We start from the raw sequence: 6,400 nt of genomic DNA, 5'->3' as shown, positions 1-6,400 counted from the left end.
CACCGTCGAGCAGGGCACCCATCGTGGAGGACTGGTAGATCTCATGCGCGGGCCCGGCCCGGTGGCGTTCCGCGGGGTCGCCGAGGCGGTGCGCGATCATCGTGCGCGCCCAGCGCCGGAACCGGTCGGTCGGGGTGTGCTGGTCGGACGTGGTCATGTCTGTTCGCCTCGCCCGGTCACTCGAAGAGGTCGTCATGGAGGTGGGCGGCCAGATCGGTGTTGTGGCTGTAGTCCACCGGCACATCGATGAGGGAAGGGCCGTCCTCGGCGAGCGCCCGGCGCAGTGCCGAGGTGAACTCGTCCTGGGTCGTGACGCGGTAGCCGTGCGCGCCGAAGGTCTCGGCGTACTTCACGGTGTCGTAGTCGCCGAGCCGGACGCCCGACGTCCTGCCGTACTTGAGCATTTCCTGGAAGGCGACCATGTCGTAGGCGTTGTCCCGCATCAGCACATGCGTGAAGGTCAGCCCGAGCCGGGTGGCGGTCTCCAGCTCCTGCGCGGAGAAGAGGAATCCGCCGTCGCCCGAGACGGAGACCACTTGCGTGCCCGGGCGCACCATGGCCGCTGCCATGGCCCAGGGCAGGGCCACACCGAGTGTCTGCTGCCCGTTGGAGAACAGCAGATGGCGCGGCTCGAAGACCCGGAAGTGGCGCGCCAGGTAGATGTACACCGATCCGATGTCGCAGGTGATGGTGGCCTCGTCGTCCAGCGCGTCGCGCAGGTCCAGGACCACCGCCGCCGGATTGAGTCCCGCGGCCGTGGGCAGGGCGTCGCGGGCGCGCTCGTCGACCTGGGCGAGTTCCCGCCGCCGACGGGCGACATCGGCCGTGAACGCCTCGCTCCGGACCAGTCCGGCCAGTGGCTTCACCAGTTCGGTGAGCGTCGCGGCCACCGTGCCGCGCAGTTCCAGCACCGGCTGGTAGTGGTTGTCGACAGCCGCCGGGACCGAGTCGACATGGACGACCGTACGGTTCACATCGGTGTTCCACAGGACCGGGTCGTACTCGACGGGGTCGTATCCGACGGTAACCAGGACATCCGCCTCGGCCACCACGGCGTCGCCCGGCTGGTTGCGGAAGAGGCCGACCCGGCCGACGTAATACCGTTCCAGGTCCCGGGACATGACTCCCGCCGCCTGGAAGGTCTCGACCACCGGGAGCCCGGTCTCCACGACCAGCGCCCGCAGCGCGGCGCAGCTGTCCGGGTCAGCCGCGCGGGCCCCGGCCAGCAGGACCGGCCGCGCGGCCCCGCGGATGAGATCCGCCGCCCGCCAGACCGACTCCACCGGAGCGGCACCGAGTGGCGGTACGGGCAGGGGCCGGGCGATCCGGGCGGTGGTCGAAGCCGCCTGGACGTCGGAGGGCAGGATCACGGCGGCCGAGCCGCGCGGCTCCGTGGTGGCCGCCCGGAACGCGTTGACGACCGTCTCCGGCACATTGTCCGGATCGCTGACCTCACCGGTGAACTTGGTCACCGTCCTGAGCAGCGCGGCGGCGTCCATCGACTGGTGTGTCCGCTTGAGCCTGTCCTCCCGGCCGACGGCGCCGCACAGGGCCACGACGGGATCCTGCTCGGTATTGGCGGTCAGCAGGCCGGTGGCGAGATTGGCCGTACCGGGGCCGGAGGTCACCAGGACGACCCCCGGGATGCCGGTCAGCCGGCCGAGCGCCGCCGCCATGAAGGCGGCGTTCTGTTCGTGCCGGCAGACCACCAGCCGCGGGCCCGTGTCGGCCAGTACGTCATAGACCGCGTCGATCTTCGCTCCCGGAATCCCGAAGATGTACGGAACTCCCTGCGCCCGGACCGTCTCCACCACCCGCTGCGCGCTGCGTACCGGTTCCTCGCGATTCCCGCTCATGGCGACGCCCACTCTCCGTGTCTTCCGCGTTCGTCTCCCGTTCGATCCCCTTGGTCCCCGCGGTCGTTCTCCGGCTTTTCCTCTCCCGGTTATTTCGCGAGCGCCGCGCGTTCGATACTGGCGGCGAACAGCGGGGTTTCCCGGTTGTTGTGGTCGCTTGAGGCCAACTGCCGCTCATGCGCCGCCTGTTCGAAGGAGACATCGTGCTCCTTGAGGAAGACGAGGAATTCCTCCGTGGGATGCGAGACCACCGAGTTGGTGTATTCGCAGCGTCCTTCGTCGACCGGTCGCGCGCTCAGATCCCAGATGACCTGCACCTTGGTCCGCCCGTAGGGCGAGAAGACATCGGAGGTGGAGACCATGCGGCAGTGGTCGGACCGGGTGATCTCACCGACATAGTGCTGGATCACCAGCCCGGATCCGATCATTTCCACATTGATCGACATGGGACGCCCGTCGTCGGTCGTGGTGGCCCCGGCGGCGATGTGATCGGGAGGCGCACAACGCTGGTATTCGGCGTCCGGAAGGCCGAAGAGCCAGGTGGCGATGTCGACTTTCCCGATCGGTGCGCGGATCGGGGCGTGGACGGTCGACTCCGACAGAGTGAGATCGGAACGGACAGTCATCCTCTTCACACCTCCTCGACATGGACCGCCGGTGGCAATCAGGTCATTCTCCGTATTCTCCGCCGCCTTACGGGCCCATTGCCGTCCACTGTATTTTGCGGGCCAACCGGCCACATCTTGAGCGCCGCAGCCACCCGGCGGCGGCCACAGTCCGCGACCGGACGGTCACGGAGTGGCGATTTGACAGACAGTCAGGCACGCCACTAGACCTAGCGACATGACATTCATTTCCAATAGAACGGCCCCGTGATGCGTGTCGCGTTCGTCGGAAAGGGCGGCAGCGGCAAGACCACCCTGTCGGCTCTCTTCTCCCGTCATCTCGCGCGCTCCGGCGCACCCGTCCTCGCCGTCGACGGTGACATCAACCAGCACCTCGCCGAGGCCCTCGGCGCCGACTCAGGCCCCGGGCACAGCCCCGGCACGGACGCGGGCCCGAACGCGGGCACGGGCACGGGCACGGGTGACGGCGGCTCCTTCACCGCGCCACCGCTCAGCGCTCATCTGGACGAGATCAAGGACTGTCTGCGAGGAGGCAACCCGCTCATCGCCTCGCGGGAAGCCATGATCAAGACCACTCCGCCGGGACGCGGCTCCACCTTGCTCCGGCTGCTCGGCGACGATCCCGTGCACGCCCGTCATGTACAGGAGGTGGGCGGGGTTCCGCTGATGGTGACCGGTCGGTTCGACGAGAGCGATCTGGGCGTGGCCTGGTACCACTCCAAGCTCGGGGCGGTGGAGCTGTATCTCAACCATCTCGTCGACGGGCCGGGCGAGTATGTCGTGGTCGACATGACGGCGGGCGCCGATGCCTTCGCCTCCGGTCTGTTCACCCGGTTCGACATCACGTTCCTGGTCGCCGAACCCACCCGTAAGGGCGTCTCGGTCTACCGCCAGTACCGCGACCACGCGCGGGAGTTCGGGATTCCGCTCGCGGTCGTCGGCAACAAGGTCACCGGAGAGGACGATCTGCTCTTCCTCAAGGAGCATGCCGGCGACGATCTGCTGGCCCACTGTCTGCACTCGCCGTTCGTACGGGCCCGGGAGCAGGGACGTGACCGGGCGGGCCATGGGGAGCTGGAGGCGCACAATCTCCACGCCCTGGACCTGCTGCGTTCGGCGGTCGACGCCCGTACGAAGGACTGGGCCGCGTTCCAGAAGCACGCCGTCGAGTTCCATCTGCGCAATGCCACGGCCTGGGCCGACCGGGCCACGGGCATGGACCTCGCCACACAGATCGACCCCGGCTTCGAGCACGGCCCGGCCGCCCTGCCGTCCACGGGCTGACGCCCCCGCCTGTCCACCCACCGGTCCGACGCCCTCGCTCCGGTCTCTGCGATCCGGGCGTCCGCGTCGTCCAGCCGTGGCGTCCGGCCGAGCCGTCCGACCACGCCGTACCTCCATCAGCACCGAACGAGAGGACACCCCCTCCATGTCACTCGACGTCTCCCCGGAACTGCTCGCCGACGCCGAGCGGGACGAGGTCCGCGAAGAGGACTTCGTGACGACCGTCCGTGCGTCACTCCCCTACGCGTACGACCTCATCGCCGGGCTCACCGAGGAACTGCGCGCCGGTACGGCCGAGTTCGCCGACAACCACACTCCGCCGCCCTCGGAGAGGGACCGTGGCCAGCTTCTGCGGGCGCTGTCCAGCGACGCCATCCGCGGCAGCCTGGAGCGGCACTTCGGCGTGGCCCTGGCCTTCATGAACTGCCACCGGGTCGCCGTCTTCCGCCCCGAGGCGGTGGGCGGTCGTACGCACACCCGGTTCACCTCGCTCCGCTCGCAGGTCCTCAACCAGTCCCCGGAGTTCCGCGACTGCTGAGGCGGGCGCGGATCCGGCGGGGAGCGGCCCCGGCAGCGCCCCGGGGCCGTCTCCTCCGGCGTCGCGGTTCCCGCCGGTGCGGCGCCGCTCGGCGGGATTTTCGGCTTCCTGGCCCCGGGCTGCTATCCGGCTGACCTCGCTGCCCCTACACTTGCCCCGCCGGAGCCCCCACTGACCTGGGAAAATGGCATCCCCGGGGCCGGCCGGGCCAGTGAGGAGCGCATCCCGTGTTCTACTACGTCCTCAAATATGTACTGCTGGGGCCACTGCTGCGCGTGCTCTTCCGGCCGCGGATCGAGGGGCTCGAACACATTCCGGCCGAGGGCGCGGCGATCGTCGCGGGCAACCATCTCTCGTTCTCGGACCACTTCCTGATGCCGGCGATCCTCAAACGGCGTATCACCTTCCTCGCCAAGGCCGAGTACTTCACCGGCCCCGGTCTCAAGGGACGGCTGACCGCGTTCTTCTTCCGCAGCGCCGGGCAGATCCCGGTGGACCGCTCCGGCAAGGAGGCCGGACAGGCGGCGATCCGGGAGGGGCTGGGAGTGCTGGCCAGGGACGAGCTGCTGGGGATCTATCCGGAGGGCACCCGCTCGCACGACGGACGGCTCTACAAGGGCAAGGTCGGCGTCGCGGTGATGGCGATCAGGGCGCAGGTGCCGGTGGTGCCGTGCGCCATGGTCGGTACGTTCGAGATCCAGCCGCCCGGCCAGGTCGTGCCCCGGATCAGAAAGGTCGCGATCCGCTTCGGTGAGCCGCTGGAGTTCTCGCGCTACGCCGGTCTGGAGAACCACAGGGCCGCGGTGCGCGCGGTCACCGACGAGATCATGTACGCGATCCTCGGGCTGTCCGGACAGGAGTACGTCGACCGCTACGCGGCCGAGGTCAAGGCCGAGCAGGCGAAGGCCGAGCCGAAGGGAAAGTTCCGGCGCCGGCCACGCTGACAGCGGATCCGCCACCGGCGAAAGTCCCTGGGCGCACAACACCGGGCGCCTCTAGCGTCCTCGTATGAGCAAGGGAAACGCAGTGGTGATCGGTGCGGCCGGACAGATCGGCCGGGCCGCCGTACGGACCCTGGCCGAGGACGGCTGGGAGGTGACCGCCGCCTCGCTCGGCGGCGGCCGGGACGAGCACTGGCCCGGTGAGGTGCGGGCGGTACGGCTGGACCGCGAGGACGGCGCGGCACTGGCCGCGCTGCTGGACGAGGTGGGCGGCGGCGTCGACGTACTGGTCGATCTGGTGGCCTACGGACGGGACCACGCCCGCCAGGTGACCGCACTGGCCGACCGGATCGGCTCCGCCGTCGTCATCTCCAGCGGCGCGGTGTACGAGGACGACCGGGGCCGTGGTTTCGACACCCAGGGCGAGCCGGAGGGTGCTCCGCGCTATCCGGTACCGATCCCGGAGACCCAGCGCACCGTGGACCCGGGCGACTCGACGTACAGCACGCGCAAGGTGCTGCTGGAGCGGGAGCTCCTCGCCGCGGGCGAGGCGCTGCCGGTGACTCTGCTGCGGGCGGGCGCGATCCACGGGCCGTACTGCCGTTCACCGCGCGAGCTGTACTTCGTCAAGCGGCTGCTGGACGGGCGTGCGCGGCGGGTGCTGGCGTACGGCGGCCGGAGCCGCTTCCATCCCGTCCATGTGTCCAATCTGGCCGAGCTGATCGGACTCGCCGCGCTGAGGCCCGGCTCCCGGGTGCTCAACGCCGGGGACCCGCAGGCGCCGACGGTCGCGGAGATCGGCGCGGCGATCGACACGGTCCTGGACCGGAAGACGGAGACGGTACCGCTGGACGGTCCGCCGCAGGGCACGGTCGGGGACCATCCCTGGGCCGTCGAACATCCCGTGGTCTACGACATGGCCGCCGCCGAGCGGGAGCTGGGCTACCGGCCGGTCACCGGTTACGTCGAGTCGCTGCCGGCGACGGTCGACTGGCTGACCGGCCAACTGCGTGGCCGGGAGTGGACGGACGCGTTTCCGGCGATGGCCAGGAGCTACGGGCCCGACAGCCTCTTCGACTACGCGGCGGAGGACGCCTGGCTGGAGCGGCACGACCGGGGCGCGAGCTAGAACACGAGAAGGAGGAGGGGCGGCCG

At 69.8% G+C, this 6,400-nt stretch carries 6 protein-coding genes; 4 read left to right on the top strand and 2 right to left on the bottom strand.

What is annotated here, in order from left to right:
• Nucleotides 1-176 precede the first annotated feature (176 nt).
• Entirely contained in the window at nt 177-1,856 is a 1,680-nt protein-coding gene (gene alsS / locus BFF77_RS27055; RefSeq protein WP_066954727.1) for an acetolactate synthase AlsS, read from the bottom strand.
• 89 nt (nt 1,857-1,945) lie between these two features.
• On the bottom strand, nt 1,946-2,482 hold the full coding sequence (locus tag BFF77_RS27050) for a hypothetical protein (RefSeq protein ID WP_066954724.1): 537 nt from the start codon (nt 2,480-2,482) through the stop codon (nt 1,946-1,948).
• Nucleotides 2,483-2,731: 249 nt separating this feature from the next.
• On the opposite strand from BFF77_RS27050, the gene BFF77_RS27045 reads away from it, so the two are divergent.
• From BFF77_RS27045 to BFF77_RS27030, 4 genes are all read left to right on the top strand, one after another.
• Nucleotides 2,732-3,766: an ATP-binding protein gene (locus BFF77_RS27045; RefSeq protein WP_066954721.1), complete on the top strand. Its 1,035-nt coding sequence runs from the start codon at nt 2,732-2,734 to the stop codon at nt 3,764-3,766.
• Between the two features lie 145 nt (nt 3,767-3,911).
• Nucleotides 3,912-4,304, top strand: coding sequence for an SCO5389 family protein (locus BFF77_RS27040; RefSeq protein ID WP_066954718.1), 393 nt, complete (start codon nt 3,912-3,914; stop codon nt 4,302-4,304).
• Between the two features lie 227 nt (nt 4,305-4,531).
• Nucleotides 4,532-5,248, top strand: a complete 717-nt coding sequence (locus BFF77_RS27035; RefSeq protein ID WP_066954715.1) for a lysophospholipid acyltransferase family protein — start codon at nt 4,532-4,534, stop codon at nt 5,246-5,248.
• Nucleotides 5,249-5,333: 85 nt separating this feature from the next.
• A complete protein-coding gene (locus tag BFF77_RS27030) occupies nt 5,334-6,374 on the top strand; it encodes an NAD-dependent epimerase/dehydratase family protein (protein ID WP_066954729.1) in 1,041 nt (346 codons plus the stop codon).
• The last annotated feature ends 26 nt before the right edge of the window (nt 6,375-6,400 follow it).

The sequence above is a fragment of the Streptomyces lushanensis genome (assembly GCF_001700515.1).
Taxonomy (GTDB): domain Bacteria; phylum Actinomycetota; class Actinomycetes; order Streptomycetales; family Streptomycetaceae; genus Streptomyces; species Streptomyces lushanensis.
Note: the sequence above shows the minus strand (reverse complement) of the source record. Positions and strands in the feature narration are given on the sequence as shown.